Origin of the sequence: Streptomyces sp. NPDC002032, assembly GCF_042890765.1 — a bacterium.
GTDB lineage: Bacteria > Actinomycetota > Actinomycetes > Streptomycetales > Streptomycetaceae > Streptomyces.
Genome location: NZ_JBIASM010000004.1, coordinates 199,620 through 225,465, shown reverse-complemented (window position 1 = coordinate 225,465; position 25,846 = coordinate 199,620). Strand labels below are relative to the sequence as shown.

The following is a 25,846-nucleotide window of genomic DNA, read 5'->3' as shown; positions in this document are numbered from 1 at the left end:
GAGCCATCTCGCCACGCTCGACAGCCTCCGGACCGTCTACGTCGACGACGACAGCCCCTCCACCCGAACCGCACCGTCCATCCGTCAGAAGGGCGGCCCCCATGGCCACGCAATCTCTCGGCTACACCGTGCACGTCTCCGACCCGCTCCCCATCAGCGTCGCCGAACCCCTGCCCAACGGTGAAGGCCGCACTTTCCAGCCGATCTCGACCACGCTCGTCCACGGCGAGCGGGACGCCGTGCTCGTCGACCCGCCGTTCACCGCGGACCAGATCGAGGAGGTCGCCGCATGGGTGGCTGCCGGCGGGAAGAACATCATCGCCATCGTCGCCACCCACGGCCACGGCGATCACTGGTTCGGCGACAACGAGTTCGCCAAGCGGTTCGAGGCGCCCGTCGTGGCCACCGCCGGAACCATCGCCGTCATGCACGGCAACGTGGAAGCCCGGCCCTTCGCCTGGGACAAGCTCTGGCCGGGGCAGATCCCCGACGCCCCGGTCACCGCCGTCACGGTCCCCCACAACACCCTCACGCTCGAAGGGCACGAACTGCACCTCGTCGAGGTCGGCCACACCGACACCGAGCAGACCAGCGTCCTGCACGTCCCCGACCTCGGCCTCGTGGTCGCCGGCGACGCGCTCTACAACGGCGCCCACATGTACATCGGTGAGTCCGCCGGAGGCGGCCTGGACGCCTGGCGGGGCGCCATCAGCACCGTGGAGGCTCTCGCGCCCCGGCACATCGTCGCCGGCCACAAGAACAAGGACCTCGACGACGACGCCACCCGCGTCATCGCCGAGACCCGCCGGTACCTCGACGACGCCGAAGCAGCGCTGAAGGAGTGCTCCTCCGCGACCGAGTTCTTCCACACGATGGTCGACCGCCACCCCGACCTCCCCTACGGCAGGACACTCCTGTGGGTCGGCGCGAAGACCCTCTACGCCCTGGGCGAGCCGGGCGCCGACCCCGTCGCCGCCGCCGTGGGCGCCTGGTTCTAGGAGCAGCCACGTGCACCCCGCGAAGACACATCTGATCGTCCTGCCGGGCGGAGGCTATGCCTCGCACGCCCCACATGAGGCGGAGCCGATAGTTGCGTGGCTCTCCGCATTGGGCCTGTCGGCAAGCGTCTTCCGCTACCCGCTCCACGCACGGCATCCCGAACCCCTCCTGGCCCTGCGGGCCGAGATCCGCCGCAGGCGCGAAGAGGGGGCGGAGCGCATAGGCGTGGTCGGCTTCTCGGCCGGCGGGCATCTCGCGGGGCTGGCCGCACTCGCACCCGGCGACGACCCACGCGAGTCCGTCCAGTTCGCCGTCCTCGGCTACGCGATCACATCGATGGAGACCGAGACCTACCGACCCGCACGGTTGATCCTGCTCGGGGAGGACGCCTCACCGCACCTGCGCCGCCAGACGACCCTCGACGCGCTGGTGACCCCGGCCTCTCCACCCTTCTTCCTCTGGCACACCGCCGAGGACATCTACGTCGCGCCGGAGCACACCTACCGGCTGGCCTCGGCACTGGCCGCCCACGAGGTACCGCACACGGTGCACGTCTTCGCCCACGGTCCGCACAGTCTCGGTCTTGCCCAGGGCGCTGGGGACACCGCCACCTGGACGAGGTTCGCGGAATCCTGGATCGCCGAACAGGTCCGTATTCCTCACCAGAGCACGTCCTGACAGATCCGCCACGCATGGTTCGGCACCGCCCGAAAAAGACCGAACCGGCAAAGCCGTGCGTGGGACCGGCGCAATGCCGCAATGGTCCCAGGCACGCCGTGCGGAGATCGTCAGCAGGCTGGGCCGGCTGGCGTCGGGGTCAGCTGCGGGCTGCCTGCCGGATCAGGTCGGCAACGGCGTCGGGCTGTGAGACGTATACCGAGTGACTGGCGGCCACCTCGACGGTCTGCGCACCAATACGCTCGGACATCGCGTGCTGGGCCGGGGGTGGGATCATCCGGTCGTCGGTGGCGATCAGGTACCAGGAACGCTTGGTGCGCCAGGCGGGCTGGGAGACGGTGCCGCCGAGGGCGTCGACGCCCCAGGGAACCTGCGAGTCGGCCATGAACGCGGCCTGGGCGTCGGGCAGGTCGGCGGCGAAGGAACCGGCGAACTTCTCGCGGTCCAGGAAGAGGAAGCCCTGATCGGGCGGCAGGATGGGCGGGACCGGAGCCCCGGGGGGCGGGTCTGCGATCAAGGTGTTCACCGACTCGCCCTTGTCGGGGGCGAAGGCGGCGATGTAGACGAGCGCGTTCACCTTCGGGTGGTTGCCGGCCTCGGTGATCACGACGCCGCCGTAGGAGTGGCCGACCAGGGTCACCGGTCCCGGAAGACGGTCGATCACCTGCTGGGTGGCGGCCACGTCGCCTTCGAGGGAGAGCGTGGGGTTCTGCACGACGGACACGGCGTACCCGTCGGCCGTCAGGGCGTCGTACACGCCCTGCCAGCCGGAGCCGTCCACGAACCCTCCGTGGACGAGCACGACATTCCCGCGGCCTGCGGCGTCGGTCATCTTTCCTCCAGTTCTCTGCGGGCCCAGTCCGCTCGGGCCGTGCGGCGAAAATCCGAATGCGGCCGATCTCGCCGCTTCCGTCATCTGACGTGGTTCCGGGCCCCGGACGACCGGGGCGCTACTGCTGCTCCGGGCGCATCAGCGCGTCGCTCAGTCCGACGCGGGAGCTCACTCCGACTTTCGGGAGGAGCTGGTAGAGGTAGAGGTGGGTGGAGGCCGTTCTCGGCGATCCGCTGGTCGGTCAGGCCGACGGCAGCGAGAGTCCCGATCCCCCGCTGCGTCGTCGGGCCCTAGTCTCGCCGTGGGGAGTCGTACGGGCGGGGCTGCCGCAGGCGCGTAGTTCCTGGTTCACCCGATCGGCTCACCGCGCAAAGCCGTTCAAAGCGCTGGGTCGCTGAGCACGCGTGGAGGCGCTTCTGCACCGCAGCCGACCAGCATCCCGCCCGCTCTTCAAGGCCCTCGGTCAGCAGGGGCGGTAGGACGAGATCTTGTTGTCGATCCAGGAGGGGATCGTGGCCCACCACTCGCCGGGGCCGATCCTGAACTCGAGACCGCCGTAGTTCTTGTGCTCGTAGAAGCACATGGAGAGGTTCGTGCTGTTGCCGATGGAGGAGGTGGAGTCCTTCCCCGACCCCGTGAGCTCGGCGACCTGCACGGGAGCACCGCTGGGGTAGACCGGGATGGAGTAGTTGGGGTTGGCGTAGATGAAGACGCCGGCGAACGCGGCGGCCGGGGTGGCGGTCGCCACGACGCCCGTCGATGCGGCCAGGGCGCCGAAGACGCCCACCGCTGCCAGGCGCTGCTTGGTCTTGCGCAAGAACGACGTGGACTCTTCCTTCTCTTCAGGGGAGGAACCCGACCGTGGAGCGACTCGAACCGGGCGGGATGGAAGCCGTGCCGTGACGTTAAGAACTTGCTGCAAACACTGAAAGGGTTTCACGGGAAGGGCGGGGAGACAACTCCCCTGCACTGAAAACAGTGCTTCACTCACACGAGCCTTGGGCCACCGCAAACTGGTGGGCCTCAGCCAGGATCCCGACAAGGGCAACCAGTTGACCGGCAGCGAGACGGTGCATGCGCTCAAGTACTTGGGCATCGTCCAAGGAAGCGATCCAGGCGTGGAGGACACCGCGCCCCGGGCTGTCCGGTAGCGGCAGCAGCGCTGATTCTGGCGGTCGCACGGTCGGCTGCTGGGATGCTTCCCGCGCGAGCAGGGCCTGGCGGGCGTCGTTGTGGCCAGTGGTGATGTCCAGCTGTGGAGGCAAGTTCGACACATCAGCCGCCCCTGTGACCAGGGTCGGAATGGCTACGGTGCGTACCCACTTCTCCAGAGCTCCCAGCTCAGCTGCGGCAACGATCCAGGCATCAGTGTGCGGGCGCTACAGCGCAACCGTGGGGAACACGTTCAGGAAGATCCGCTCTCCCCGAGGAACGGTGGCCAGGACGCTGCCCTGTGTCAATGCGATGCTGCGGCCAGCACCCGGATCCGGCGCAATCGCCACTTCGACGCCTCGGTCCGGGGTGTCGGAGTAGACGGCCCCGACACGCGTGGCGGCGAGGGCTGGCATGCGGTGCTTGGCCAAGTTGGTGTGCGTCGCTGGACATCTCCGCAGGCTACGTTAGGGTTCCGCCCACGCCGCCGATACCGGCCCCGACGCTAGAGGGATTCGAGGAATACCCATGACCTTCGCCTCACCGAGGACTTGCGCTGCTGGCACATCGCACCGGCAGGCCGCCCGGGATCCGTCGCACTCACAGGACGCTCGTACTTCGCTGACGGAGACGGCCTGACCGTCCTTCTCCGAGTGTCCGGAGACGACGCCTTGGCCAGCGAGGCGGCACCATGGTTTCTCGCTTGGCCGATGCCGGAGTCGACGTCCGGGGCCCAACCCGAGCAGCGACCGCCTGGACCGAGACACTCAGCGCATTCCGCCTCAGCGAAGTGGACGCACGAATCGTTGGCCGCCGGCCCCTGCAACAGGCGGCGACGCTCGTATCGGACATCAGTAGTGCGATGCTGACCACCGACGGGCTGCGATGGCTCGCAGCCCGTGACCGGGACAGCAAGCTCGTGCGTCAGCTCTACGCTTACCTCGACGATGCCCCGCATCGCCTACGACCGGCGCCCCACCGTGGAGCTCCCCCGCGGCGCCAAGGTACGCCCCACCGCGCGCATCAACCTGCCCAAGCGAACAGTCCTGGTGCAGGCCGTCGGCGGCTCTGGGCAGGGCCTGGACCATGCTCTGTCGCTCGTGCAGCGCATCGAGCGCGCGGACTACGCCTTCGACCAGCGCCTCGTGCTGCTGAAGGGCAACCCCCAAGCCTGGCCAGCCGATCACCTCGACCTCTTGGCGGACTACACACCAGTCGGATTCTCCGACCGCATGGACGCGGTCACCCGATTCCTCAAAGAGGGCACTCCACTGGAACGCCCCGTCACATCGGAGCCGTAGGCTTCCCGCTCTCACACGACGTTTCCTGCTCCGCCCGGCGAAGAGGACCGGCCGAGCAATGTCTTCAAAAGGTCAGCATTCGTCCGACCAAACCTGGTTACAGCCTGCGACACATGAGACTCGACCGTCGGCTCCGAAGGCTCTCGCCCCGCATTCGACAGCCTCCCCTGCGAAACCAAAACCGGAGGGCCGGGCGCGATTACCACACCCAGCCCTCGCGCGCACAAACCAGCAGGTCAACGCACCCTTCCTCGTGCCTTCAGGTGGGTTGGGGGAAGCTCTGGGGCCGGAATCGGAGGGCCGTCGTAGCCCTTGACCTCGCCGAAGCGGGTGCCGCTCATCCAGTCTTCGCGGGCCTGCGCGATGTCATCGTGTGACCGTCCGATCCAGTTCCAGAACGTAACACGCGATATCCGTCTTCGTGCAGGTCAGGAACGTGATGGACCCTCCGGCGTCAGCAAAAAGTCAGCATTGGCGCCCGAGGAGTCCCGCACCACATGGCAACCAAGTCACTCGCCCACGGCATGGGCACCTTCTACAAGGACTGCGAGCACGCCCCGTCCCGCTGGTCGAAGTGTCCTCACGAGTACAAGATCCGCTACCGCAGTGCGGCCGGGAAGCAGACGGAGGAGGCCGGCTTCTCCACCCAGGAGAAGGCCATCGACCGCCTCACGACGGTCTACCAGGAGAAGAAGGCAGCTCCCCGGAGCCAGAGCAAGGCCGAGCGCATCCAGAAGTACGGCGCGATGCAGTTCCGCGAGTACACCGCGGAGTGGAAGGCGGGCCAGCGCGACCTCGCCGAGTCCTCGCTCCGCACCCTGGAGTCCCTGCTCGAGCACCACATCCTCCCCACCCTCGGCAGTCGCCGGATGAGCACCTTCGACCACAAGGTCGTCGACGGCTTCATCCGCACCATGGAGCGCAACGGCGCTGGCCTCGCCACCCAGTCCAACGCCTTCGACAAGGTCAAGTCGGTCCTCCTCGACGCCTACCACCTCGGCATCTACACCGAAAACCCCGTCCTGGGCGTCAAGCCCCCGCAGTACGACCCGGAACGCGCGGTCATCCCCTCCCCCGCCCAGCTCCGCGACATACGCACCGCCGGCGACGACCGGTTCCTACTCATCGCCGACCTCATGAGCGGCTGCGGCATGCGCAACGGCGAGGCCTTCGCCGTCAACCTCAACAACCTCGTCGCGAGCGACGTCTACCGCATCACCGAACAGGTCAACCAGACCACCAAGACGTACGGCCGCCTCAAGCACCGCAAGCCCACCGACTACCGCGACGTCCCCCTCCCAGCCCGCATCCGCGAAACCATCGAGTGGTACGCCGACAAACACGGCACAGTCGACGGCTACCTCCTCCGCCACCCCATGGACCCCACGAGGCCGTTCCTGGCCTACTACCTCCAGAACCAGTGGCAGCGCATCAAGCGCGCCGGCGAAGTCGACGTCCCCGACGGCATGGTGATCTACAGCCTCCGCCACTTCTTCGCCTCGAACTGCCTCACCAACGGCATACCCATCACGGACGTCGCCGAGTGGATGGGCCACAAGAGCCTCGACATCACCTTCAAGATCTACCGCCACCTCATGCCCGGCTCCATCGGCAAGGCGGCCAAGATCCTCGATGTGGGCCTGGCCGCCTGAACACGCTTACAGGATGGGGGCTTTCCGCGCCTACGGGATGTACCGGGCTCCCCCTGAGGCAGGCAGACGAACCCAAGGCGTTCGCCCGCAGCGCTCGGCCATTCCGCTCCGGGCAGACATCAATGGGTCAAGACTCACTCGGTTTGGTCGATCCAGGCTGGCGGGATGAGAGCATCGCGCCCACCACGCCAGCGTTCCACCACCGCAGTGCGGAAGACATCGTCCTCCAGATCCGCGTGCTCCATGACGATCACCTGGAAGTCTGCCCCTAGGAGGTTCACGGTGTCGTTGATGGCTTGGTAGACCCGCAGAAGGGAAGTTCGATCTTCGCCCACAAGGTCCACTTGTGGCCCGTCGTAGTCGGAGGGAAAGTACACCTGGGAGGGCTGGTCTAGGACCAGGATCCGTGGCAGGGGACGTCCCTGTTCAGCAAACCACTCGTGCAAGCTCAGCAGAGCCGCAATGTGGTAGCCCAGCCAGTTCTCGCCGCTGCCCATGTCACTCAGTGGCACCGGCCCTCGTGGAGTGTCGGCGACGATGCTGAGTCGGCGGAGGTCCAGCCGTACGGGGTGTTCGGAGTGTTCCAGGCCCAGCGTGCGAGCCTTTGCTGCAATCTTCTGGTTGATCAAGGAGAGACAGCTGGCAAGCCGGTCAGCTTGCGTATCTGAGCCAAGCACCTCCTCAAGGTCTGCGATTTCGCGGTTCAGCTCCTCACGAGTGTCGGCAACGGGCGGCGCGTGCTCGGCGCGGGCTGCATTCTCGAGGAAAAGACTGATCCGGCCTTGGACGGAAGCCGCGCGTAGGGCCTGGCTGCGGTAGCGAGCTGCGTCTCGTACGCCGGCGTCGAGCGCTTGGCGCTGCTCACGGTTCCGGACCACTTCGGTACGCAGTTGCTGAAGTCGCTCCTCTTCAACGGCGATCATGCCTTGGATTAGAGGCCCATCGTCGCTGACGAAGGCGACGTCGGAGTCTAGGCGCTGCAGGTCCTCACGAATCGCCTGGACGGTCTGCTGCGCTGGAGAGACCACGCTGTCGCATACAGGACAGTGCTGGCCGCCGCCATCGACTTCGGTCCGTAGAAGCCCCAACGAGGCGAGCCGTTCTCGCTGGTCCCTGGCCTGGACGAGATAGTTGCTCTCTTCGGCCAGGGTTTGGCGCAGCTCAGTGATTCGAGCCCTGATCTGCTGATGGCGAGCGCGCAAATCCTGACGTTCGCGGTCCAGCAGGGCACCGTGGTCGGTGGAGTCGGGGTACTCAAGCTCGCCGGGGGCGTGGGTGAGAACGGAGGCGAGAACGCTCAGGGCCTCGTCGACATTGACGGTCTCATGAGCCGCTTCAGGCAGGAGGCCTGCGCCCTCCGCCTCAGCTATGAGAGCGCGGGCCTGCCCGGGCGCGGGGGCAGCCTGGGCCCCCTGCGTGATCTGTCGCTCGACACTTTTCAGTTCTGTGCGCAGCTGCTTGAGGCGCGCGTGACGTACAGCCTGTTCGGGATCAACTGCGCCGAGGAAATAGGGCAGCGTGTCTCGGATGGCCTGTGGCCGCCACTCATGCCCCTGGGAGTGGAAGAGATGGTCAGGGTTGGCGATTTCATTCTGCGCCTGGAGACAGAAAAAGAGAGCGTGACGAATAGACGGCGACATCGTCGTGCCGCGTGCTGCGGGGATTCGGACAGTCCGGTCGATGCCGCAGAACTCACTGAGTAGGCGGCGAGCGGCATCCAGCGGGAAGGTAAAAGCAATGTCGTCTCGAGGCAGAGGGGGCGCGCTCGCACTCTGGAATTGTAGGCAGAGCCGGGGAGCAGGACTGGTGCTGCTCTCGGGAGCAGGACGAGCGATGAACAGCTGCTGGTCACCACGCACCAGCTGCAGAGCGAAGATGCTGGTGTAGTCGCGGACCTTGCCAGCACGAACGGGGTAGTCGCTGCTCCCCATGCAGTAGTCGGTGATGGTCCAGATCGAGGTCTTACCTGTGCGGGAGTCACCGGTGATGATGTTGAGCCGACCCGGGTTGAGTGCCAGGACTCGCATCTGCTCGGGACGGTGCCCGTACAGGGCCAGCGATTTGATCTGGTAAGTCACGGGCGCACTCCGAGCAGGGTCAAGGTCGTGGCGGTGCTTCCGCCAGTGGGCAGCCAGCGGCCTAGCATGTATGCCGACTTCTGGATAGCGACGTAGCTATCTGACGTGCCGGTAATCGTTGCCGGTATGGCGCGATGGCGCATCGTCAAGCGTGTCCCCTCATCGAGGCTGAGCAAATCGGTCTGCAAGGCGAGGAGGATGCCGCGCCGAACCATGCCGGCAAGACCTGGTGCGTTTGCTGCCATGAGCACTCGGACGGTTTGGTTGTCCTCAGCCCACTTGGGCAGGCTCGCCTTGATCGATCCTGGCAGCATTGACCGGATCGCCGGCTGAAGAGCCATCACCGCGGCGGTGATCGCAATGGGCAGCGGGCAAGGTCCCGCATCGCGCTGGTGTCCCTGTACGGCGCGACAGCTGATAAGAGCCATGAAGGCCGGGTTGAAGAGGGCTCGCTCCTCCCGACTGAGTTCGACCGCGTTGGTCATCGGCTCACCGCGGGCTCCAGAAGGGCCAGCAGCCGGGCCTCAAAGTCAGGGTGCCAGCCGACGCGTTGTTCGTCGGCCAGCATTTGATACGAGCCCGTCGTCACGAACGCCTCGTCGCAGCCCTCCCTGATTTTAGTCCGGGCGTCCTGCTCGACCCAGGCATAGATCTTCTTCGCCTGTGCGCGCATCTCCGTTTCAGCCCCGTCTTCGCCGAGGTCGTCGACCATGACGTTGAAGCGCCTCTCCCACTCTTCGACCAGGCGTCGCTCGTAAGTGCCTAGTTCACCGGGCCTGAGAAGGTTCTCGTTGGACCAACGAGACCGCTGTTCATATGCCCGGACGTAGTCCCTGACCGCCATCCGAATGCGCCGGTTGCCGATACCGGCGAGCGTCAGCTGGCGCACGAAAGTCTTCTCAGTGTGCTCGGTCACCTCGCCGGCGAGTTCGACGACGTCGGCATCGATGGGGAGGTTGTCGGGCCGGAACTGGTTACGTCGCTGATCAAATACGTCATCAAACTCGACCCCGGTGACAGGGCCTGGGCCCGTGCCCGCCAGGTGAGTGATACAGCGCTGGAAGAACCAGCCCTCGATCCGCTGTAGGAAGGCTTGTGCATGAGCATGGCCGACAGCCAGGGCGGCCCGGCCGTGCAGCTGCTCACCAGCCTTCATGATGTTGTCGGCTTCATCGAGGACCTGGATGCGTTTGAGCAGGTTCAACCTCTGATCCGAGTCAAGAGCGTCCCAAGCCGCAAAGTTAGCCTTGGCCGCCGGGCTCTTAGCGGAAGACTTGGCGCGGGCTGCAGTCAGCAGCTTCAGCGCCTTTGCTTCATCCCGTGGCCCACCTGGCCGGCTGGGCACCAGGTAGGCCCCTACAGTTCCCTCAGGTGCAAGCCCTGTTGTCAGCAGGAAAAGGTTCGTCCGATCCAGATCGATCTGGTGGTCAGAAACCGCCGTGGCCCAAATCCGCAACGTCTTCCACAAGTCGCTACTGGCATCCGTCATCCGCGTGCCAGGGGCACGGTGCTTGAGCTGCCACCAGTCTGTGGAGGCATCGCGCACGGTCTCGATGTCGTCTCCGGCCTCGATGGCCACCGTCCAGTCGAACCCTGTCTGCAGGTGCTCCACACACACCAGTAGAGCCATGCGCAACTGGTACAGGTAGCCGAGCGCCGCCGCAGACGCCTCGAAAGGATCAGACTTGCCGCTCATAGCATCCCGCCTCCGCCTGCCTCGTCGTGCCGCCTGAAGATCGTAGCGACCGACGTGCGCCCGTTTGATGGATTCGGGAAGGCCGAAGCCAGTTGCCCTGCCCCCTCGCTGTGCCGCAGGACACGTACCGCCCATCTCAAGGGAGGCGCTCTGAGTAGTCACTGCGTGGCTGCCACGTCCCGCATAGACCGCTCTTGGCCGGCGAGAGCATCGATACAGAGCACTGCATGTTGCCGCAGGATCGCGAAAGCCAGCAGATAAGTGGGCCGCGTGGCCCCGATAAAGATCAGTTGCATGGGCGGGTTGACTTCTACTTCGCGCGCGCTGCTCCTGCACCCGCGCGTGCCCTATGCCGATTCCTGCGGATCATCTCGCTGACCAGATGAAGATGCCGGCCAGGGCGGCAGCCGACCGCCAGAGGTCGCCGCCCGCATCCCGCCGTCACTTGAGGGCCTGCGCCGAGATCGGCGGCGGCCGCGTAGGACTGGCAGTGGCGTCCTGGTCCTGGTCGTACTCTCCCGAGCCTCCCGCCGTCCCGAGCCTCCCGCCGTCCCGAGGGCACGTTTCTCCAACTGCTGCCCTGCTCGCCGTACAGCACCGGAGCCCTTCGTCTGCTTCCTGGAACGGTGTCGACGATCGACGAATATCACGAGCGCGTCTCCCGGCAGATCCGTAGGCTGAGCCGGTGGCAAAAGGCAACTACGCTGATGGCGTTCCAGGTTGGGTCGACCTCGGCCCCTTGATCAAGAACCCACGTAAGCATTTCGTCCGGCGCGTCAAGCGGCCAGCGACCGGCGAAGAAGCAGTCCTAAAGCACCGGTCGACAGCACCCGACAAACCCCGCGGCGCGCGCTTCCACGACGAAGCCATCATGATGCGCAGGCTCACGAACGAAGGGATCGCCGGAGTCCTTCCGGTACTCGACATCGACGCCGGACACGAACCTGCCTGGTACGTGATGCCGCAGGCCCGCCTGCTGCACTCGGGCTTCGTCGAGGCGACCACGCTGCAGGAGATCGTCGGCTACATCCATGCGCTGGCACAGACCCTGGGCGAGCTCGCCGGGAGGGACTTCTACCACCGGGACATTAAGCCCGACAACCTCTTCTGGCATGACGGCCGGCCCGTGCTCGCGGACTTTGGCATCGCCTACTTCGGCAAAACGAGCGTAACCGTCGAGGGCGAGAGGTTAGGGCCTCTATGGTTCATGGCCCCCGAGATGCGCAGCAAGACCAGCCGAGAGACGGGCAGTATGGCCGACGTCTACTCCCTGGCGCAGACCCTCTCGGCGTTCATCCACCCTCTCGGGGAGCTGCCCCTACCGGGGACCTTCCGAGCCGGGGCCATGGACTATGACCTCAACAAGGGCTGGACGGGAGATCACGGCGCCCTGGAGGCCTTGGAACATGTACTCGAAGCCGCCACACGAAACGACCCCTACGAGCGTCTGAGGATCGATGCCCTGGAGGAAGAGCTGCGACTGTGGCTCGACTCCACCAAGCGGCCCGTGGTCAGGAACATCGGGTTTCGCACCGGCTGGGGACCGCAGGACGACCATGTCCGCGACGAGGAGGCAGTCCGCCGCATCATGCGGCGGACTATGCACAGGATCGGCCGCCACTTCGACCATGCCTTCGAGCATCAAGAGCACGGCCGTCAGGACGGAGGCCATCCGCGCTGGCTTGGAACGTACGGATGGCCACCCAGCTCGGACCACGGCTTCGAACCCGATGGCGCCCTGACGTTCTCCATCAAATACCCCGACGGCGCTCGCAGAGTCGTGATGGGATCCGTGTTCTATGGCCGCGAGGTCGCGTTCGTTGCCGAGATCCAGCGCGCGGAAGCAGATGACTGGCACCTGGAGCACAGCTGGCCCGAGACGGGCTGGGGCCGCGCAAGACTTCCCTCCGCTTCACAAGCGCTGCAGGCACTTGAGGAGCAGGTGTTCCACCGCCTCGTTTAAGGCGGAGCCGCTGGTCCCGGCCCTGGGCCTTGCGGCTGCCGAAGGCAGAGTCGCTCCGGCACCGGACCTGGCCCGTGGCTCCTCTATGCCTGGCACCGGCCGGGCTTCACCCCCGGAGCGGCGTCAAGCGAGCCCTGGAATGAGTCAAGCGCGATCCTGTAGGCGTTGATCACCGGGGCGTTGTCGCTGTCGACATCCTGAGTGATCCACTCCGTCCAGGCGGACGAGATCGCCGGCGCATAGTGCCCGGTCAGCTGCCCGTCGACCGGGTAACGGTGGAAGGTGACGCGGCGGGCCTGAACGCCGTTCTCCTTCTCCCGCTCCGGGCACCACGTAAACGGCTCCACCGGCCCGATCCCGCCCTTGGCCGTCCAGCGGTGTGGACTGATCTCCATCCACATCCAGTCGGTTCCAGGATCCGGCACTCTCATGGAGGGGGACATCATGTCCCCGAGGAGCAGCATGGGCTTGCCCGTATCCCAAGCCGTACGGTACGGGTAGCTTCGCCGGTGGTGGTCATCGTTCCTTTCGAACAGCTGGGCATCAGTGGCCTTGACTTCCACCCATGTGCCGAGGTCGGGCAGGTAGAAATCAGGGCGGTAGCTGTCTGCCACGAAGACGCTGCGCTGTCCGTTTGGTGCCAAGCCTCCCTTGCAGTCCTTCAGCTGGACTCTAGGTTGCGGTTTCCAGCTGACTCCGAGGACATCGAAGAACACCGCCCACCGCGCTTCGGTCTTGGAGTCGAAGATCCGGTTGGAATACGGAGTCTTTGTGCCTCGTATGACGTGGGATTCCATGGGCGTCATCGTGCCGCAGGCAGTCCGGAACGGGAAAGGACACAAAACCGGCTGCCGTGGCGCAGTGCGGTGTAGTTCTGGGCGATGTAGCCGAGCAGAGGCGGTCACACGTACGCGACGGCTGTGTCGTGCGCACTCGCGGCCGTCCGGACGGGCCCCATGTAATGCCAACCTGCCAACTAGGCCGTCTCTCCGCGACGACCTGTACTCGCGCTCGACGGCCCTCCCGGCCTAGAGCACAACCGTTCGACGGGCCTCCATCGGAATGTGCCGCCACTCCGACACAAACCTGATGACGACGGAGCCGCCTCCGGTATCCCCCTGGGGAAGATCGTGAACTTCGAACCGGGGAATATCGCGAACGTCCACAATCGACATCGATGGAGTCCACATCGCAGGCGCGGTCTGCCGCGTACGTGTCCAGGTCGCCATCGCACATGTCCTATTAGGCTGGAAATAGGACTCACATGTTCCCTTCCATATCGCCTTGGTCTGCGTCGTCAGTTCTCCACGGCACGTACAAACCTCACCGTCGGCGTGACTTCTACGGGCACTATCATTCCAGTGCGGGCAACCAGGCCCCGGGCGTTCAAGAGATTGACCATGGTCTTATAGGCGGGCAGGAATTGGTCACGGGCGGCGCACGCTCGCCTGTTCAGCTCATTGCGTTCGTCTTCCGTACCAGGGTGTGAGATCTCCAGCGCTTGGGGCCCTCCATCGGATATGTCCGTCATGCCGTTCAGCTCCCAACAAAGGGTCTGCAACCCGCCTAGTAGCTCGTCGTACGCGGACTGCAGAGCCGGGTCGGCGTAGCCGACCGGGTCATCCTCCAACGCCTCCAGCGCATCGCACACCGGGTGGCTGACGGACAAGGGAACGCGGAACATCGTCTCGGCCTTACGGAGCACCTTGTACCAGTCGCCGCCAGGCGGCAGGAGCTTCAGCAGTACGCCCGCCGTTCCCGCATCGGCCCCGTCAGGCGCTGATGTGCGACCCTCCGGCGGCTGACTGTCTTCAGCCTCCCTGGACGAGGGGGTGGTTGTGGCGGCGATGCCTCGTTCCATCTGATCTGCCGTGGCAGAAACAGCAAGGCGGATCCGGTGGTCGACGCGGGGTTCCTTAGCCAGGGAGGAAAAGTGAAGTGCGCAGTCGGGGTGGTCGCGCAGCGCTCCCGCGACCGATCCAGCGGCGTCGCCTGTCAGGGTGCGCAGCCAGGGCCTGATCTTGTCCTGAGGGGCCCATTGGTCCCAGAGGGCGTCCCAGGCGAACGCACCGTTGCAGCTTTCCTCCAGCAGGTGCAGTTGGCCGGCGTCGGCAGCGTGGCGTGCGATGGTGAACAGCCACAGGATGACGGCGTCTACTTCGCCGCGCTCCGTTGGCCGGTGTGCGCCCAGGAGGTCGGGCATCGCCCGGACGATCTCCAGTGCTCGCGGGGGGTCTGCCATGAGCCCCCGCACGAGCAGCTCCGGGTCGATTTTGAGGAGCACGTCGCAGTACAGGGCGACGTCGTCAAGGTGAGCGGCGGCCAGAGCCACCAATTCCTCTGGCGCATTTGGTGCTCCAGCATCCAGGGAGTCTCGGAGTGTCTCGCCCTGGACCACGGGTGGCACCGAGGGTGGGTCGATCTCCCGGGCGACCAGTTCGAGAAATCCCCGTACCGTCGCCAGCCGCCGCCCGGTGTCCGCGAGCGTCGCCGCCCGAACAACCGCGCGCCACGGGCCGGAGTCCGGAATCAGGGGAATGTTCTGCTGCGGGGTCCTGCCGGTGACCGCCCAGCCGATCAGCTGCCCCAGGCTGTAAATGTCAGCGGACGGCCCCGCGCTATGAGCGTCACTACTCAGCTCGGGAGCGGCGAAGCCCTCAGAGCCCATGCTCGCCCCCACGCGGGTACGTGACGAGGTGGTCTGACCGGCGGGGCGACGTGCGATGCCCCAGTCGGCCAGCACCCATCGCCCATCGAGCCGGAGCACGTTGGACGGTTTGACGTCCCGGTGAACCCACCCGTGTGCTGCATTCTCTTTGTGCGCGTCGTGGGCGGCGGACAGGACGGAGCACAAGCTCTCCACCAGATCCCGCAGAGTGGCCGGGTCTTTGAGTTCGTCGGGGCATTCGGTGGCGATCGCCTGCGCAACCGGCATAACGAACCATCTGTTGTCCGCCCCGGCGTCCCAGACCGGCATCGAATTCGGGTGACCACTGAGGAAACGGCCGACCATGATCTCGCGCGCCATCCGAGCCGTCTTGCGCTCGGGTGGGTACTTGCCGTGCAGCTGCTTGAGGACAACGGGCGTGCCAGTCGCCTTATGAGTCGCGTAGAAGACGTCGGCCATGCCCTCCTCGTGGGAATGGAAGGGCAGCGTCGTCGCGCAGGCGTAGTCCTTGCGCTGCCCCCTCGCCTCGTACGGCACCATGCCAACGCGAGCGCCTCCCCCAGCCTGGGCGGCCTCAGCCCTGTCCACGCACACTCCCCACCCCGCCGCCCCTTTTCGGGGTCACTCTCGTTCATCCAGATCATGCCATCCAGACGGCCGACTACCCCGCCCTCCGCACAACTCGGCCGTCCCACGGCGCCACCCCTTGCCTCTGTGCCGTGTCAGCTTTGGCGCAGCGCTGCAGCATCCCACCGTTCCTACCAGGACGCAGCCGCTCGATGCAGTGGCACCGCCCGCCCGCTGCCCTGCGGAGCAACTCACGAGGATCGGTGGAGGCGCGGGCCCGACTGACCTGCCGTGTGGCGCCTCCCGAAGGAGTGGGGTGGTGCCGGGCCCTGCTCCGTGCTGCGGCCTATCCGGCCCGCTGCTCGATGGCGGGCTGGCCAGCCTTGACTTCGCCTCCGACCTGCTGTCGTAGGACTTGTCGAGTTCCCTGCCTACTCCCGCTCGGCCCAGGCGGCTGGCGCCCTGTCGGGCGAGATCAGCACGGTCTGGGCGAGGCCGTTGTCGGAGGGGGCTGCTATGCCTGGGTGGTCTGTTTGTGCGGGAGGGGAGGGGCTCGTGCCGTACACGGCTGTGCATGCCGTCTTGGGGCGGCTGTATGCGGGGCTGCCGGATCTGGGGTGCGGGATCGTCTGGGAGGACGTCCACCGGGTACGGCCCCGAGCACCACTGTCCTGTCCGGACTGTGAGGGCGCGATGAGTGCGGTGCTGCGGGGCGGGACCCGGTTCTTCGCGCATCACGGGAAGCGGCCAGACGACTGCCCACTGGAGAACGAGAGCTTCGAGCATCACATGACGAAGCTGGTGCTGCTCGGGTCGATCCGCGATGCGGGCTGGCACGCCGAGCTGGAAGTGAGCGCGCCGGACAAGTCCTGGCGGGCCGACGTGATGGCCACCTCCCCGGACGGCGGCCAGCGGATGGCGTGGGAGGCGCAGTTGTCGCCGATCACCGTTCCTGACATCCAGGCGCGCACAGACCGGTACTCGGAGGCGGGGATCCGAGTGTGCTGGGTGTCGCCGCACGAGAAGTCCCCAAAGTGGATCGACGAGGTGCCCGCAGTGCGGGCCCAGCCTCCGGAGGCTGGCGGGGCGTGGACAGTGGATGATGGTGTCGCCGCGTTCGACTGGAGTTTCGGTGCGTGGGGTGTGCGGACGACGCCGCTGCCGGTATTCGTTCGGTGGGCTCTGGAGGGTCAGGTCGAGCCGGTGGTAAGTCTGCGCCGGTATCACCGGGTGAAGCGGCGGGTGGGTGGGCGGCTGTGGGTGCTGCGACGTGGGATGTGGTGGACGTCGGCAAAGTCGGCCCGCTTACAGGCCGAGCACGACGTGATGCGCCAGCGCCAGGAGGAGAGGAAGCGGGTCGCGGAAGAGGCGCGGCTGGCGGCGGAAGCGGAAGCCGAGCAGGTCCGCTTGGAGGAAGCCGCACGGGAGGAGGCGCGTCGCCTGGAGAAGCTGGAGGAGACTAACCGCAAGGCGCGGGAGTTGGCGGATGCACGGCACGCCCGGTGGCTGGAAGAACGGGCGGAGCAGGTGGCTCGGCGAAACCGGGAGCTGGCTGAGGCAGAGGAGCGGCGGCTGCGCGAGGAAGCCGAGGAAGCGGAGCGCGTCTTGCGCGCGGAGGAGGCCAGCAGGGCGTGGTGGTCGTTGCTCTCCGGCGCTCAGGTGCGGGAGTTATTCGAGGCGGTCGCTGCCTGGGCCCGCCAGGCGCACAAGGTGCAGCTACGGATCCCAGATGAGCTCTACACGGATCTCCGCTATGGCCACGGCGCTCCCCTAGTCAGGGTGGACGGGTACGTGTACGGGGTGGCCCGACCATGCCCTGGCGTGCTCGTGCCGTCGAACGGGGTCGGCCAGCTTACGGTGTTCGTCCGGAACAAGGCCGAAGCCAAGCTGCTGGCAGACGTGAAGTGTAAGGAGGTCGTGGTCCTTGATCTGCCGGAACACGAGCAGCTCTTCTTCGGGTGAGCCGGCCGCCCCGCGGCCGGCGAGGCGCCGGGGAGGTCGACGTTCGGTCTCCCCAGAGCGCGGCCAGGGCTGCGACCATGAGGAGGGCAAAGCCCTGGAGCTCAGCGGCACTGCGGCGCGCACGATCCGATACTTCTCCTTCGCGCGATGGGAGAGGCTGATGACGGCTTCGGCTCGTCGGTCGGGGGCGAGGTCGGCGGCGAGCTGTACGGGGTGGGCGCAGTCAGCCCAGTGGAGCCAGCCGGTCACGTAGGAGCCGGATATGCCGTATGGCTCGCCGATGCGGCCGATGCCTGGAGGCAGTCCCTCCACGAGCACATCATGTAGCTCGGCGGAGTCCGGGCGCGGCTGCTCAATCCAGCACTGAGCCTTTTCCATCTTGATCAGGTGGCGAGTTCGAGGGCGACGACGGCACGGACGGCGGCTGCGATCCGGGTGGTGCTGCAGCGGAGCTTCCGCAGGAGCCGCCAGGACTTGAGTATGGCCATGGCGCGTTCGCCGTGGCTGCGAATCTTGGCGTGATCGCGGTTGTGGTGTCGGCGCCCGCCGCGGAGGTGCTTGCCACGGATCGGGACACGGATCGCAGGGCCGGCGCCCTGGTACGCCTTGTCGGCCCAGCACTTGATGTCGTCTGCGGCGAGGGCGGCGGGTATGCCGTGGTTCCGGGCCGCGGTCAGGTCGTGTGTGGCTCGCGGCAGTGCGTCCGAGGCCCAGATCAGGCGCCCGGCGGGATCGGCGAGGACTTGCACGTTCATCTCGTGGCGCTTCTTCTTCCCGGAGTAGTACGGCTGGTCGGCGGCGATACGGTCGATGGGTAGCACGGTGCCGTCGCGGATCACGTACGCCTTCTTCCGGACGGTCGTCATGGCCTGTTGCAGCGTGGGCGCGAGGGCGGCCAGTAGGTCGACGGCCTCGCGTATGTAGCGGTAGGCCGTGGCGATCCCGATGCGGAAGCCCGCGGCAAGGCCGGCGTCGGTGTCGCCGCAGCGTAGGTGGGCCAGGACGAGCAGGGCCTGCCGACCGCAGGTCAGGCGACGCCAGCGCGAACCGATCCGACGACGGTGACCTGCGAGAAGACCGGAAAGATGCCGCAGAGTGCGGCTGGACAGATCGATGCCGGACGGGTAGACAAGCACGCAAAAGCTCCTGGCGGACTGGTGATCTTGGTCGTGAACCCGTCTACCAGGAGCTTTCTTCATGCCCGCCGCCGGGGCTGCCAGCCCAACCACCCGTCAGGTTGGAAAGACTCACTGCCCAAGATCCACTTTCGATACACGGCCTAGCAGGCCGCGCCGGTTCGGTGGACCTCGGCAATCCACTGGCGCGAGGGCGCTGCCGGGTCATATCCTGATCCGTTCTTCGATGATCAACTACCACACGGAGGCTGCGAGTTGATGGAATTAGCGAGGATGATGGCTCAGCTTGATGAGCTGATTGCTGAGTACCGAGAAATGATCAGCACCCGTACCGAAGGAGTACTGGCCTCTGATCGAGCCAAGCTCCTTGTGAGCCGTCTCGAAGCCGCTATCGATCGCTTGGCACCTCCTGGTAGTAGCTACGTAAGGCAGCTAGATGTCTATCGGGAACAAAAGCGAACCTCGCTGAAGATTCGCGAGGTCTTTAGCATTGCTCTTGGCCTCCATCACGATCTGGCATCCGGATGGGTGGAGACAGTTGTTGAGATGGTGCACGCCGACACCCATAGCGATTACCTGGATATGGCAGAGACGTTGTTGCAATCGGGGTACAAGGACGCCGCAGCTGTCATCACAGGTACGTCATTGGAAGTTCATGTGCGAACACTCTGTGTTAAATATGGCGTAGACACCGAACTGGCCAGCGGTGCACCGAAGAAGGCCGACGTCATGAACGCCGACCTGAAGAAGGCTGACGCCTATGACAGACTACGGCAAAAGCAGATTACGGCCTGGATGGACCTGCGCAACAAGGCGGCTCACGGTAACTACCAAAGCTACGACGAACACCAGGTACGTATGTTCATTGATGGCGTGCGGGACTTCATGCTGAAGTACTCGGCATAGCGCAGACAAGGGGACTAGACGATGGCCAACATCGACAAGGTAGTCGAGCAGCTCAACTTTCTGATCAAGGCTTCCGAAAACTACGCACGGAACGATGATCGAAAGAAGAGGGAATAATGCCAGTTCAAGATGATGTGGTGGCGCTCGGCATAAGAAGTGATGCTGCATATGTCGGCCGGTTCAGTCGCGATTTGGGTGCATCGAGAGCCTCCGGACACAGCGGTACCATCATGTTCTGCTTTGCGCCGTACCTGTCACTGTTTGTACATGAGTCGTATAGAAAGCTCAAGCGCATTGATCCCGCATTGCCCGCCTTGTTGTCGGCTGACGCCGAAGCAATCGTGGCGCGTTCACGCCACAGTTTGAAGCTTTTCGAGGACAACCGGCGCGGCGTTGAAGGGCAGCTTGCGTACTTCCGTGACGAGATCTCGCCTGCACACGCGGATAGGTTCCTGAACAACACGTGGCTTAAGGCCGCCCGCTTTCTAGAGACAGACTTGGGTCTCTATAGCTACGACGGAAGGATTGTCTCGACAACGCATGCCGCCACGTTCCATCTGGGATTTGATCCTGTCGCACTACTGGAGAAGGGGTCGGGTCCGAATCTGCAATCCGTCTACGAAGAGTACGGCCGTTACTTCCGCGGGCTGGGCGCGAGGACCGATTCAGGCGCGAAGACTTTTGTGAGCCATCTCGATCCGATGCGCTTTGATCAGCGGGACAACGACGTTCGATCGACTAAGTACTACGGTCAGGTATTTAATGGCAAGGGTACGCCAGACATCAACCGGCTACTGATGGTGTTCCGGGGTTTGATGAATTTCGTCGACTCGATGGTCGGGATGGGCTCAGATGCGAATGAGGTCGAGTACACCGTATTCAAGATGCGCTTTCTGACCCTGTACCAGGTTCTTGGCAGCTTGCAGATGCTTCATGACGAACACCCCGGTGACCTCACCACGCAATCCACGAGGCTTATCGAGAAGATCACGGGCACGTGGTCGGCAAGCCTGATTATGGATCGCTCAGCAAAGCCGTTCCGCAACACCCTGATGCACTACAACCTAGACTCTCGCGTCGACCTGGCGAGGGTGGATGCAACTCAGCCACTCTTTGGACTCGTGCCGATCTATTTTCCGTCGCACGACGCTGCATCGTTCGTCGAGGCCGTTGACAGCTGTATCGAGGAAACCGCATCGGTCATAGAGGAGTGGGCTACTGCCTGAGCAGTGAGCGCGGAGTTGGTTCGGCGGGCACGGGACTCGACCGTCTGCACATAGAACAGCCCTGCGGCACTGGTCGCGGGGTGCTTGGCTTGCGCGGCTTGTTCAGGCGGACCTGGCAAGCGTGGCCGGCGCAGGGTTGGTCGGCTCGATCTGTGCGGCCGTCTCCGGCTTCCCGCTCCTGGTGTCTTTGACGGCAACGCTGACGGCTACGACACCGATCAACCACCGTCTACGGCTGTCCTGCAAGAGGCCGTTGGCAGCGCCGGCACAACAGCACACACGCCAAGATCCGCTGCCTCGGCGAGCAGGCCATGGCCACCCTGAAGGGCTGGCGCCTCCTACGAAAGCTCCGTTGCAGCACCAACCGCATCACCGCGATCGGCCAAGCCGTCCTCATCCTTCAACACGCCTCCGCGTGAGGTTGGAAAGGGCTCACTGTCCCCTCTATGCCACGTCCACCTTTTGCTGTTTGACCCAGGCAAGGACCTCGGACACCTTGAACTGAATCTTGGCGTTCCGACCGGCACCGAACCGGTAGACGGCGAGCCCCGCCCGAGGTGCTTCCCTATACACCCACTGCACCGACATGTTCAGGTACTGAGCGGTCTCTCTCACATCCATGAACTGCGGCACCATCGGAACTCCCCTGGAGCTTGGCAACCGGAAGGCGAATCCATCCCGGCACTGGTCTTGCTCCATGACTCTCACGACGGAACAGGCTTGGCCCTGCCGTGACTCGGCGCTATGATCCGGCTGCCTCGCGACTTCCGCAGGTTGCAGGCGAGTTTTGGGAATAACTGTGGCTGCCGGGTGATTCTCGGTTCCCTGGATCTGAATCAGGAGAACAGGGGCATGCCGGTGAGTGATCTGAGAGCCTTTCGTGTTCACGACGGGACGGCTACTGAGATACAGGGGTCGGCCGTTGCCCTGGAAAGGCAGCTGCAGACTCTGATCGAAGCCAACATGGAGGCGATGCTGGGAATCCGGTTCCTGGCCAGCGAGTACCCCACCGGCCGTCACCGAGGCCGCATCGACTCCCTTGGCCTGGACGAGAACGGGACGCCCGTGATCATCGAGTACAAGCGGACCCGGGACAAGGAGCTGCTCCCGCAGGCCCTGTCGTACCTGGCGTGGCTGGAGGACAACCACCACGAGTTCGAGCGCCTCGTCGCAGACCGGCTCGGCTACGAGGCCGCCGGGGCAGTCGACTGGAGCAACCCCCGGGTCGTCTGCATCGCAGGGCACTTCACGCCTCACAGCGCCGTCGCGCTGGAGGTCATCGGCCGACGGATCGATCTCGTCGCCTACCGCGCATTCGAGGACGTACTGACTCTCCGGCTGGTCGCCTCCGTAGCCGGGACAGCAGCCCTTGCCCAGCGGCGGCCTTCTTTCGCCGCCTCCGCCTCGAACGGCGTACGTACGACCGTGAAGTCGGTGGAGCAGTTTCTGGCCGAGTCTCCGTCAGGGCTGAAGTCCCTGTTCGCAGACCTGGACGCCGTGCTGCTCGCCCATGGCGACGTACGGAGGGAAGCGCAGCTCCACTACTTCTCGTACCGCCGGATCAAGAGCGTGGCGACCGTCCGGGTGCAGCCCAGAAATCGAGCGCTCGTGGTCAACCTGCGTGTGGCACCGGACGAGATCGAGTTGGAGGGCGGGTTCACTCGGGACGTAAGCGGAGTGGGCTGCCTGGGGCTCCGGGGTGGGATCGAGGTGCGGATCAGATCCCGGGATGACCTGGAACGAGCGGGCGCTCTCATACAGCGGAGCGTCGCGGCCGGGTGAGGGCTCGATGCAAGAAGGGCGGTCGCCGTATCCGGGGTTCCGGTACGGCGACCGCCCTTCGTCAGTCAGCCTGTCTCTGCATGTTCAGCCCGAGCCTGTCATCTCAGAGCTCCGGCCCTGCCAGCTCGAAGGCCTCTTGGTCGAGGGCCGTACGGAGGCGCTGTTCGGCGAGGCCGGCGTAGTGGTCGGAGAGCTCGACGCCGATGAAGTGGCGGCCTTCCTTCAACGCGGCAACGCCAGTGGAGCCTGAGCCGGTGAAGGGGTCGAGGACGGTGCCTCCCGGTGGGCAGACCTGGACGAGCTGCTGCATGACCTCGACCGGCTTCTGAGTGATGTGTACACGGTCCTTGCGGGGCTGGGACGCGATGTAGTGGCCGGGCAGGTAGAGATCGCGGGTGTTGTCGAGGCTTCCCTTGACGCCCCAGACGATGAACTCCGAGTCCTGCTTCGGACCGCCCTTGCGGGGCCGGGAGGCCGGCTTGATCCAGGGGATGGTGCCGGACCAGGTCCAGCCGGCCATCTGGAGGGCATCGGTGGTGGTCGGTTCCTGCCTCCAGTCGGTGAAGACCATCGCCACCGCGTGTTCGCGGGAGGCCCGGTACGACTCGGTGAGCAGGTCGGTCAGCCAGGCGCGGTACGAGCGCTGGTCGCGGTTCTCACCGGGGAAGTTCTGCAGGTCGTGCTTGGCGTCGCCGCTGGTGTACTTCGCGCGGGCAGTCCGCCCGGTTCGATCCGAGCTGGTGCGGCCGCCAGAGTTGTAGGGCGGATCGGTGATCACTGCGTCCACGCTTGCGTCCGGCAGGGATTTGAGGACGGTGAGCGCATCTCCTCGGTGCAGCGTGTACGACACAGGCGCGGCCTTTCATTCGTCTTGCGGTCGGTCGCGATCCCAGATCTGTTTTGGAATCCGGGAGTACGCACCGGGGATTGCCCCTCCGTAGAGCCTCAGGCGGCGCTCTCGTGGGTTTGGTGCGGTGGAGGTTAACCGACTTCCCCAGCCGTGCCGAATGAGCCCGCACTCCCTTCTAAGGCGGACCTTCACGTATTCCCAGCCTGCTTGGTGCGGCCGGATTCCGTCTCTACAGTCTGGCCGAGTTCAAGCCGTGGAGCTGCTGGAGATTCGGAAGGACGTACCTCTCGTGTGCCGAATGAGATTACGAGCGCGGCTGGCTGCCGCGCGTCAACACCAGCGACGTGGATGCGAGTTAGCCGCTCCCCTGCGTCATCACTGCCTCTTGGCCCGCTGAGGCCGGGCATTCACGACCAGTGCGGCACCGGTGGCCTTCGACAAGAACTCCGGTGCTGCCCTGTCTACGAGTAAGGAGCTGCGAATGCGGCTTGCCCGGGCACATCCAACTCCCCGGCCCAGGCTCCGGCGTCAGCAAGCATCCGGCGGTCACCCATGATCAAGGTTGCCGCGATAGCCGGCGCGGTGGCGGTCGCTCCATTGATCCTGATCGCGCCGCTCACTGTTGCTCTGATCGGCTCCTCGAACGCACAGGCTGCGTGCGGTGACCAGCAGGGTGTCGATACAGCCGCGGTGGCCGGGCAGGTGGAGTCGGTGCTCAAGGGCAGCAGCAGCTCAGTGTCCGTGCCGGGCCTGGACGACCCCAAGGAGCAGATCCCGAACGCCAAGGCGATCCAGGCGACCGGCGTGGCGATGAAGGTGCCCGTTCGCGGGCAGATCGTCGCGCTGGCCACCGCCCTGCAGGAGTCAGGGCTCCGGAACCTCGACTACGGGGACAGGGACTCTCTGGGGCTGTTCCAGCAGCGCCCATCGCAGGGCTGGGGGACGCCGGAGCAGGTGCGCGATCCCGTGTACGCCTCGACGAAGTTCTACGAGGGACTGCTCGAGGTGTCGGGGTGGGAGTCGATGACCGTCACCCAGGCTGCTCAGGCAGTACAGGCGAGCGGTTTCCCCGACGCGTACGCGAAGTGGGAACCGTTGGCGACAGCCCTGCAGAAGGCCATCAGCACCGTCCTTCCCCAAGGCCGTGTCGACACCAGCCCTGCGGGCGCCACTCCAGCCCCGACAGCCCTTGGCGGTAGGTGCGCCGACGGTACGGCCTTCGGGCCGATTCCGCCCGGCTCGCTCCCGGACGGGTACCAGATTCCGGCGGATGCCCCGAAGGCCGTGCAGACGGCTATTCGCTGGGGTCTGGGACAGCTCGGTACCCCGTACCAGTGGGGCGGCGCCTGCACCGAGCCGCGGGGCCCGGACCCGATGGGTCGGTGTGACTGCTCCTCGCTGATGCAGATGTCCTTCAAGGCCGGCGGGGTCTCGCTGACGCGGACCACGTACACGCAGGTCAACGAAGGCCGCGCGGTGAGCGTCGACACCCTTCAACCCGGCGATCTGCTGTTCACGCGCGGCACGGCCGCCGTGCCCGAACACGTCGGGATGTTCATCGGCTCGGGGCTGATTCTGCACGCGCCCCGGACCGGTGACGTGGTCAAGATCTCGACCCTCGCGGAGTGGAAGCCGGACGTGCTCGCAGCCCGTCGCGTCGTCTGACCGATCTCTCGCCCCCTCTCCCCCATCGCACTCTCGGGCCTCCCCATGCCCATTTTCGAACTGGAGTTCCCCATGAAGTTCGTTGAGAAGGTCCAGTTCCTCGCGTACGACCCTGGCGTCACGCCCCGCGAGGGTGGCCTTCCCGGACTCGACGTCCTCAAGAACGTTGCGGCGGGCGCGGTGGCGATCGGCGGGTAGGGTCGCCCTACACACGCTCGGCGGCGGCCGAGGTGTTCGCGGCCGTGATGACCGACCGGCTCTTCCGCATCCCCAGCTACCGCGTCGCCGACAACCGGCAGGACGCCCCCACCCCGACCTACGTCTACGAACTCGGCTGGCGCACACCGGCCGCAATCGGCTCCACCCTCCCGATCGGCGCCGGCCACATCGTCGACCTCCCGTTCGTCTGGGACACCCTCGCCGCCCCCGGGGCCGACCAGCTCCTCGGCTCCAAGCCCCCCGCCGCACTCGCACAGAAGATCCACGCCCGCTGGATCGAGTTCGCACGCACCGGCGAGCTGGCCGACTGGCCCGCCTACGACTCCGTCCGCCCGGTCATGACCTTCGCCAAGGACAACACCGCCACCAGCACCATCGACAACGACCCCCGCTCCAAGGAACGACAGCTCTGGGACGGAACTGAGTTCAGCACAGGCGGCTGAACCACCGCCCGCACCACCTCCTACGCGGCCTGGCCCGACCCGGTGAAACCGGGCCGAGCCAGGCCCAGGCC

General features: G+C 65.6%; 22 protein-coding genes and 2 pseudogenes. 13 read left to right on the top strand and 11 right to left on the bottom strand.

Going from position 1 to position 25,846, the window contains the following annotated elements; genetic code table 11:
* Positions 1 to 101: 101 nt before the first annotated feature.
* Positions 102 to 998 (top strand): MBL fold metallo-hydrolase, encoded by an 897-nt coding sequence (locus ACFYYT_RS12635; RefSeq protein WP_351817489.1) that lies wholly within the window; start codon positions 102 to 104, stop codon positions 996 to 998.
* Positions 999 to 1,008: 10 nt separating this feature from the next.
* Positions 1,009 to 1,677, top strand: coding sequence for an alpha/beta hydrolase (locus tag ACFYYT_RS12630; protein WP_388607731.1), 669 nt, complete (start codon positions 1,009 to 1,011; stop codon positions 1,675 to 1,677).
* A gap of 139 nt (positions 1,678 to 1,816) precedes the next feature.
* On the opposite strand, the gene ACFYYT_RS12625 is transcribed toward ACFYYT_RS12630, so the two are convergent.
* Together ACFYYT_RS12625 and ACFYYT_RS12620 are read right to left on the bottom strand one after the other, a co-directional pair.
* Positions 1,817 to 2,509: an alpha/beta hydrolase gene (locus tag ACFYYT_RS12625; RefSeq protein WP_351817483.1), complete on the bottom strand. Its 693-nt coding sequence runs from the start codon at positions 2,507 to 2,509 to the stop codon at positions 1,817 to 1,819.
* A 463-nt stretch (positions 2,510 to 2,972) separates the two neighbouring features.
* Positions 2,973 to 3,326, bottom strand: coding sequence for a hypothetical protein (locus tag ACFYYT_RS12620; RefSeq protein ID WP_351817481.1), 354 nt, complete (start codon positions 3,324 to 3,326; stop codon positions 2,973 to 2,975).
* A gap of 1,282 nt (positions 3,327 to 4,608) precedes the next feature.
* Between ACFYYT_RS12620 and ACFYYT_RS12615 the strand changes: the two genes are divergently transcribed.
* Positions 4,609 to 4,962, top strand: a complete 354-nt coding sequence (locus ACFYYT_RS12615) for a hypothetical protein (protein ID WP_351817478.1) — start codon at positions 4,609 to 4,611, stop codon at positions 4,960 to 4,962.
* Positions 4,963 to 5,198: 236 nt separating this feature from the next.
* On the opposite strand, the pseudogene ACFYYT_RS12610 reads toward ACFYYT_RS12615, so the two are convergent.
* Positions 5,199 to 5,366: pseudogene (locus ACFYYT_RS12610) on the bottom strand (pirin family protein); the annotation flags it as partial.
* A 93-nt stretch (positions 5,367 to 5,459) separates the two neighbouring features.
* Here ACFYYT_RS12610 and ACFYYT_RS12605 point away from each other — a divergent pair.
* Entirely contained in the window at positions 5,460 to 6,614 is a 1,155-nt protein-coding gene (locus ACFYYT_RS12605) for a tyrosine-type recombinase/integrase (protein ID WP_351817475.1), read from the top strand.
* Between the two features lie 134 nt (positions 6,615 to 6,748).
* Here ACFYYT_RS12605 and ACFYYT_RS12600 read toward each other — a convergent pair whose 3' ends face one another.
* From ACFYYT_RS12600 to ACFYYT_RS12590, 3 genes are read right to left on the bottom strand one after another with little or no spacing between them, the layout of a single operon-like run.
* A complete protein-coding gene (locus tag ACFYYT_RS12600) occupies positions 6,749 to 8,692 on the bottom strand; it encodes a DUF3732 domain-containing protein (RefSeq protein ID WP_351817472.1) in 1,944 nt (647 codons plus the stop codon).
* Positions 8,689 to 9,177: a three component ABC system middle component gene (locus ACFYYT_RS12595; RefSeq protein ID WP_351817469.1), complete on the bottom strand. Its 489-nt coding sequence runs from the start codon at positions 9,175 to 9,177 to the stop codon at positions 8,689 to 8,691. Before ACFYYT_RS12595 ends, ACFYYT_RS12600 begins: the two co-directional genes overlap by 4 nt.
* A complete protein-coding gene (locus ACFYYT_RS12590) occupies positions 9,174 to 10,388 on the bottom strand; it encodes an ABC-three component system protein (RefSeq protein WP_351817466.1) in 1,215 nt (404 codons plus the stop codon). Before ACFYYT_RS12590 ends, ACFYYT_RS12595 begins: the two co-directional genes overlap by 4 nt.
* A 685-nt stretch (positions 10,389 to 11,073) precedes the next feature.
* Between ACFYYT_RS12590 and ACFYYT_RS12585 the strand changes: the two genes are divergently transcribed.
* Positions 11,074 to 12,351: a protein kinase gene (locus ACFYYT_RS12585; protein ID WP_351817463.1), complete on the top strand. Its 1,278-nt coding sequence runs from the start codon at positions 11,074 to 11,076 to the stop codon at positions 12,349 to 12,351.
* An 83-nt stretch (positions 12,352 to 12,434) separates the two neighbouring features.
* Here ACFYYT_RS12585 and ACFYYT_RS12580 read toward each other — a convergent pair whose 3' ends face one another.
* Together ACFYYT_RS12580 and ACFYYT_RS12575 are read right to left on the bottom strand one after the other, a co-directional pair.
* Positions 12,435 to 13,148, bottom strand: coding sequence for a hypothetical protein (locus ACFYYT_RS12580; RefSeq protein ID WP_351817460.1), 714 nt, complete (start codon positions 13,146 to 13,148; stop codon positions 12,435 to 12,437).
* Positions 13,149 to 13,648: 500 nt separating this feature from the next.
* A complete protein-coding gene (locus ACFYYT_RS12575; protein WP_351817457.1) occupies positions 13,649 to 15,559 on the bottom strand; it encodes a hypothetical protein in 1,911 nt (636 codons plus the stop codon).
* A gap of 543 nt (positions 15,560 to 16,102) precedes the next feature.
* Here ACFYYT_RS12575 and ACFYYT_RS12570 point away from each other — a divergent pair.
* Positions 16,103 to 17,548, top strand: a complete 1,446-nt coding sequence (locus ACFYYT_RS12570) for a competence protein CoiA family protein (protein ID WP_351817454.1) — start codon at positions 16,103 to 16,105, stop codon at positions 17,546 to 17,548.
* A gap of 383 nt (positions 17,549 to 17,931) precedes the next feature.
* Here the strand turns inward: ACFYYT_RS12570 and ACFYYT_RS12565 are convergent, their stop codons facing one another.
* Positions 17,932 to 18,684, bottom strand: a complete 753-nt coding sequence (locus tag ACFYYT_RS12565; protein ID WP_351817451.1) for a transposase family protein — start codon at positions 18,682 to 18,684, stop codon at positions 17,932 to 17,934.
* Positions 18,685 to 18,960: 276 nt separating this feature from the next.
* Between ACFYYT_RS12565 and ACFYYT_RS12560 the strand changes: the two genes are divergently transcribed.
* The 3 genes and pseudogenes from ACFYYT_RS12560 to ACFYYT_RS12550 all read left to right on the top strand — a co-directional run.
* Positions 18,961 to 19,590: a hypothetical protein gene (locus tag ACFYYT_RS12560; RefSeq protein ID WP_388607722.1), complete on the top strand. Its 630-nt coding sequence runs from the start codon at positions 18,961 to 18,963 to the stop codon at positions 19,588 to 19,590.
* 116 nt (positions 19,591 to 19,706) lie between these two features.
* Positions 19,707 to 20,816, top strand: a complete 1,110-nt coding sequence (locus tag ACFYYT_RS12555) for a hypothetical protein (protein WP_351817445.1) — start codon at positions 19,707 to 19,709, stop codon at positions 20,814 to 20,816.
* Positions 20,817 to 21,055: 239 nt separating this feature from the next.
* Positions 21,056 to 21,235 (top strand): annotated as a pseudogene (locus ACFYYT_RS12550) (IS5/IS1182 family transposase); the annotation flags it as partial.
* 25 nt (positions 21,236 to 21,260) lie between these two features.
* Here the strand turns inward: ACFYYT_RS12550 and ACFYYT_RS12545 are convergent.
* Positions 21,261 to 21,452 (bottom strand): helix-turn-helix domain-containing protein, encoded by a 192-nt coding sequence (locus ACFYYT_RS12545; RefSeq protein WP_351817442.1) that lies wholly within the window; start codon positions 21,450 to 21,452, stop codon positions 21,261 to 21,263.
* A gap of 174 nt (positions 21,453 to 21,626) precedes the next feature.
* On the opposite strand from ACFYYT_RS12545, the gene ACFYYT_RS12540 reads away from it, so the two are divergent.
* Entirely contained in the window at positions 21,627 to 22,598 is a 972-nt protein-coding gene (locus ACFYYT_RS12540) for a transporter (protein ID WP_351817439.1), read from the top strand.
* Between the two features lie 103 nt (positions 22,599 to 22,701).
* Here ACFYYT_RS12540 and ACFYYT_RS12535 read toward each other — a convergent pair whose 3' ends face one another.
* Positions 22,702 to 23,448 (bottom strand): site-specific DNA-methyltransferase, encoded by a 747-nt coding sequence (locus ACFYYT_RS12535; protein WP_351817436.1) that lies wholly within the window; start codon positions 23,446 to 23,448, stop codon positions 22,702 to 22,704.
* Positions 23,449 to 24,000: 552 nt separating this feature from the next.
* On the opposite strand from ACFYYT_RS12535, the gene ACFYYT_RS12530 reads away from it, so the two are divergent.
* From ACFYYT_RS12530 to ACFYYT_RS12520, 3 genes are all read left to right on the top strand, one after another.
* Complete coding sequence (locus ACFYYT_RS12530; RefSeq protein ID WP_351817433.1) at positions 24,001 to 25,113, top strand: C40 family peptidase; 1,113 nt, start codon at positions 24,001 to 24,003, stop codon at positions 25,111 to 25,113.
* A gap of 72 nt (positions 25,114 to 25,185) precedes the next feature.
* The gene (locus tag ACFYYT_RS12525) at positions 25,186 to 25,311 is read left to right on the top strand and encodes a hypothetical protein (protein ID WP_351817430.1); all 126 of its coding nucleotides are present in this window, start codon (positions 25,186 to 25,188) and stop codon (positions 25,309 to 25,311) included.
* A gap of 32 nt (positions 25,312 to 25,343) precedes the next feature.
* Entirely contained in the window at positions 25,344 to 25,775 is a 432-nt protein-coding gene (locus tag ACFYYT_RS12520) for a carboxylesterase family protein (protein ID WP_351817427.1), read from the top strand.
* Positions 25,776 to 25,846: the final 71 nt, after the last annotated feature.

Coding starts and splice junctions, on each gene's coding strand:
- ACFYYT_RS12635 (WP_351817489.1), top strand. CDS start 102: ATGGCCACGCAATCTCTCGGCTACACCGTGCACGTCTCCGACCCGCTC.
- ACFYYT_RS12625 (WP_351817483.1), bottom strand. CDS start 2,509: ATGACCGACGCCGCAGGCCGCGGGAATGTCGTGCTCGTCCACGGAGGG.
- ACFYYT_RS12615 (WP_351817478.1), top strand. CDS start 4,609: ATGCCCCGCATCGCCTACGACCGGCGCCCCACCGTGGAGCTCCCCCGC.
- ACFYYT_RS12605 (WP_351817475.1), top strand. CDS start 5,460: ATGGCAACCAAGTCACTCGCCCACGGCATGGGCACCTTCTACAAGGAC.
- ACFYYT_RS12595 (WP_351817469.1), bottom strand. CDS start 9,177: ATGACCAACGCGGTCGAACTCAGTCGGGAGGAGCGAGCCCTCTTCAAC.
- ACFYYT_RS12590 (WP_351817466.1), bottom strand. CDS start 10,388: ATGAGCGGCAAGTCTGATCCTTTCGAGGCGTCTGCGGCGGCGCTCGGC.
- ACFYYT_RS12580 (WP_351817460.1), bottom strand. CDS start 13,148: ATGGAATCCCACGTCATACGAGGCACAAAGACTCCGTATTCCAACCGG.
- ACFYYT_RS12575 (WP_351817457.1), bottom strand. CDS start 15,559: ATGGTGCCGTACGAGGCGAGGGGGCAGCGCAAGGACTACGCCTGCGCG.
- ACFYYT_RS12570 (WP_351817454.1), top strand. CDS start 16,103: ATGCCTGGGTGGTCTGTTTGTGCGGGAGGGGAGGGGCTCGTGCCGTAC.
- ACFYYT_RS12560 (WP_388607722.1), top strand. CDS start 18,961: ATGGCTCAGCTTGATGAGCTGATTGCTGAGTACCGAGAAATGATCAGC.
- ACFYYT_RS12555 (WP_351817445.1), top strand. CDS start 19,707: ATGCCAGTTCAAGATGATGTGGTGGCGCTCGGCATAAGAAGTGATGCT.
- ACFYYT_RS12545 (WP_351817442.1), bottom strand. CDS start 21,452: ATGGTGCCGCAGTTCATGGATGTGAGAGAGACCGCTCAGTACCTGAAC.
- ACFYYT_RS12530 (WP_351817433.1), top strand. CDS start 24,001: ATGATCAAGGTTGCCGCGATAGCCGGCGCGGTGGCGGTCGCTCCATTG.
- ACFYYT_RS12525 (WP_351817430.1), top strand. CDS start 25,186: ATGAAGTTCGTTGAGAAGGTCCAGTTCCTCGCGTACGACCCTGGCGTC.